Source organism: Dyadobacter jejuensis (assembly GCF_003149085.1).
In the GTDB taxonomy this organism is placed as follows: domain Bacteria; phylum Bacteroidota; class Bacteroidia; order Cytophagales; family Spirosomataceae; genus Dyadobacter; species Dyadobacter jejuensis.
The window spans coordinates 1-3172 of sequence record NZ_QGDT01000039.1 but is presented as its reverse complement, the minus strand read 5'-3'; the positions used below and the strand labels follow the sequence as shown (position 1 = coordinate 3172).

General features: G+C 38.8%; 2 protein-coding genes. Both read right to left on the bottom strand.

Going from position 1 to position 3172, the window contains the following annotated elements:
* Nucleotides 1–1105 precede the first annotated feature (1105 nt).
* Nucleotides 1106–2530: a tail fiber domain-containing protein gene (locus CLV98_RS22975; protein WP_146202350.1), complete on the bottom strand. Its 1425-nt coding sequence runs from the start codon at nucleotides 2528–2530 to the stop codon at nucleotides 1106–1108.
* Between the two features lie 79 nt (nucleotides 2531–2609).
* A partial coding sequence (locus tag CLV98_RS22970; RefSeq protein ID WP_146202349.1) for a T9SS type A sorting domain-containing protein occupies nucleotides 2610–3172 on the bottom strand: 563 nt, incomplete at its 5' end.

Genomic DNA, 3172 nt, shown 5'->3' with positions numbered 1-3172 from the left:
TGTGAGTGTTCGAATGATTGTCTGAAAAAAATAAACTTTGAGTCAAATATACATTAAAAAGTGAATAGATAAGTAAATATTGGTTTATTAAAATGAATATTACATACAATATAAATATATCAAATAGATTAACTTTTGTGTTAATTAAATTAGTTTTAAAGAAATATAAAATTGTGCTATGGTATATCTGAATAAAATTCTAAAGTTGCGTATAATATAAATTCTATATACTATAGAAAACATCATTTTGAGTAATATATATCGAAATTAAAATTCGATCTTTTAGATTATTTGGATATATAAATGAATGCTATTTTGCTATATACGGACAATCAATATTTAGGTAACCAATTAAATAGTATATAATAAGGTTGATTCTTTGACATGGTACATAGAAATATTCTTAAAGATCAGGTTGATTAGAATATAATCGATTGAATAAAAATATTGCTAACTATAATTAGTATACGTTTTGGGTCGCGGTGATGAGTTTTTCTCAGCCGAAGGTCGGATTTGGAGGTGAAGTCAAAGTCCTTGGAGTAAAAGGTTAGAGGGCTTGTTTAGGTAAGGGTAATTTTGTTTATTCGATAGGGGGCGAATATTGATAGTTAAAATTGATACATGCTTGACTATTTCGTTGCCAAAGGGGGGGGGCGGAGCTTATAGAGGACCATTGCGATGGTAAGAATTCCTCGAATTATGGAAGAATAGGGCTGAGGTAAAATCGGTTAAGGCCGTTCTGATAATACCGAACATAATCTTCCTGGTATCCGAAAGGGTAGGAGGCTTTATCGATATTCCCCCCCCCCACTTTTTCCTCCTAGGGCTGTTTGGATATTTAATATCCTTTTTGCTTTTTTAATTAAACCTCAGTGTCTAGTTGAGGGTGTTAGGATTGCGCCAATAGGTGGCTAATAAAAGGCAAAAAAGCTGTTTGAGTAAACAGCTTTTTTGTTAATCAATACACCTTATCGACTGCTTTTGAATATAGACTTGTGCTATTGAATAGGAAATCTCCAATCAGTTTGAAAACCGATTTTAGAATGAAATTGGCACCCGATAGCAACTATAAAAAAATCTTGATGCAGTCAAATATGAGGAATAATTATTTTTTCAATTCCTTAATTTCGGCTTTTAAAGCATCAATTTGAGCTTGTTGTTCTTGGATAGCTTTTGTTAAGACTGGAATTAATTCAGAGTACCGAACACTCATCATTTCATTTTTGTCTTCGGGCACATTGACCACTTCTGGTATCACTTCTACTATTTCTTGTGCAATAAAACCTAAGGATTTAGAGCCATTGATATAGTTGTAGCTACTTGGTTTCATTTGCATTACTTCTTTTAAGCCACAGGTAGCCAATTCGATGTTTTCTTTAGACCTTCTATCTGAAACGGACGACCAGGTTCCAGATCCATTGGCAAGAGTAACCCCTGTAGTTTTACCTGCGTTTGAGTATAACCGGTATCCGCCATTATACACAGCATTGAAACTGTTGTTGCTATGTGATTCTGCGGCAATACCAATAGCTACAGAATTAGAATGTCCTTGATTTATGATATTGTTGCTTCCAAATGAGGTAACATTATTGGTACTTGTTCCATCATCATAACCATACACTTTATTGTTATCTCCCCATACCCCACTTTGTCTAGCGTTAACGATATTGTTGCTTCCCCAAACACCTGAGTTTTGAGAGAATCCACCTAACGAATTTTTCTCTCCCCAAGCTGCACAGTTTTTGTAGGAAATTGAGTTGTTTTGTCCCCAAACAGCCGAGTTGCCAGCCGATAATCCAGAAGTATTGCTTTCTCCAAATGTTAACGATTGCCAGTTATTTGAATTATTAAGTTGGCCAAAGACTAAACTATTGTCTCCTGAGTGCGTATTGTATTGTCCGAGTACCGCTATATTATTTCCACTAGTAACTGTATTGCCTGTTCCAGACACGAGGGGGTTGTTTCCTCCATTAAATTTGTTGCCATTTCCAGTTATTAATTGGTTGTTTCCCCATGCTACGGTATTGGCACTACCCGATATAATGGAGTTACCACCGGATGAGACTGCTTTGTTATTAAATCCCCCAATTAGGGTATTTGTTTTTGTTGTGTAACTAGCATCTGTGGCATCTGTACCAGTGGCAGAACCAAACATAATAGAACCTTGTGTCCAAATATTATCGGCAATGGTTGTTGGTGCTGCCGTCGTTCCTACTTTGTAAAAGTCATACATACCGATAGCAGTGGTCCAGGTAGCGAGCCCATCGGCATCAGAGGTAAGAATTTTACCTGTACCCTGATTACCGTCTATTATTTTTACATCACCCACTACATGTAATGCGGCATCGACAGTGGTAGTACCAATACCAACTTTTCCGTCTGCCTGATTGACAATGACTTTTGTGCCATCTGTGGCTTCTATTTCTAAATTAACATCAGGTGTTATAGCCGTAGGATTGCTGCCTATTTTTACTTGAGCGAAGCCCAGGCCGCTCATCAATACCAATGCGAGTAAATAAATGTGTTTCATAGATAAATATAGTTGGAAATATGAATAGATGGTTGTTTGTATTATTGATAGAGGTTCTTTGAAGTATTTTAATATTCAATTATTGTTTAATCAGTTTTTGTATGCTGCTGATCGTCTTTCCGTTGGCGTCGCGTAGTCGTACGAAATAGATACCACTATGGAGTGCCGCCGCGCCAAAGCTGGTGGTTCCTGGTCCATCTATCTGTAGGCTTTGGTCTATCAGCTGTTGGCCCATGAGGTTGATTACCGATAGGCTGGCAGCTCCCTTGTAGTCGGTAACATAGTCTACCTTCACCGTTTGCTGGTCTGCATTAATGGGGTTGGGGTAAACGCTAATGGTAGCGTCGGGCTCTCCACAGGTGGTGGTCAGGCTTTGCAGGGTGCTGTAGGCAAAGGTGTTGTCCTGATCTATCATTCTAAGGCGGTAATAGCTCGTACCCAGAGGCTGGGTAGTGCTATAGGTATAGGTATTTCCGCTGCCTTCTATCTGAGAGGAACGTACCTGATCAAGCTTGATGAAATGGAGGGCGTCTTGGCTCTGTTCTACGCCATTCCATCCCACCAGCCGTAGGTTACTGGCTGTGGCAAAGGTAGTCATGTCGGGGATGGATACGGCTACGGCGACACTGGCCTCTGCCCCTG

Coding starts and splice junctions, on each gene's coding strand:
- CLV98_RS22975 (WP_146202350.1), bottom strand. CDS start 2,530: ATGAAACACATTTATTTACTCGCATTGGTATTGATGAGCGGCCTGGGC.